The organism is Streptomyces gottesmaniae (assembly GCF_031845845.1).
Taxonomy (GTDB): Bacteria; Actinomycetota; Actinomycetes; order Streptomycetales; family Streptomycetaceae; genus Streptomyces; species Streptomyces akebiae.
In genome coordinates this window covers 1-448 of record NZ_JAVRFJ010000141.1, presented here as the reverse complement: position 1 = coordinate 448, position 448 = coordinate 1, and the positions used below count along the sequence as shown (strand labels likewise).

The 448-nt window shown below is 63.4% G+C and carries 1 protein-coding gene; it reads left to right on the top strand.

Translation table 11 applies throughout. The annotated features are described in order from the left end of the window. Positions 1 to 402, top strand: a 402-nt coding sequence (locus tag RM704_RS44760) for a hypothetical protein (protein ID WP_311593623.1), incomplete at its 5' end; no start/stop codon positions are given. Positions 403 to 448 lie beyond the last annotated feature (46 nt).

Below are 448 nucleotides of genomic sequence, written 5' to 3'. Positions count from 1 at the left end.
GCGCTGGTGATGCTCGACACCACCAATCGTCCCGCTGGCGGTTACCGCTTGCTGTACGCGGCTGACACCATCATCGAATGTTCGGCACTACGGCCAAAGCCCGTCGTTCGCTTGACGATAACGCGTGGGCAGGACCCGATGCTGCCGTTCGAGAGTGCTGACGACATCGACGATGAGCGCACCGTCGAGCCGCACGAGGACCCGGACGACACATCTCTTCGCCGTATCAAGGTAAGCAAGTCCCGTGGTGGACCATCAGTCTCGCAAGTGATGCGCATGACCAGCGCGGGACTGGAACCTCATACCGGCCACGTCGATGCGGCGATCGCCGAGGCGCTCACCTTCGACGCATCCGCTGAGGACATGGACCACGAACACGGCGATATCCAGGACCAGCAGTGACCAGGAGGTCGGGCAGCACGACCGCGGCCCGTGGGCAGTGTGGACC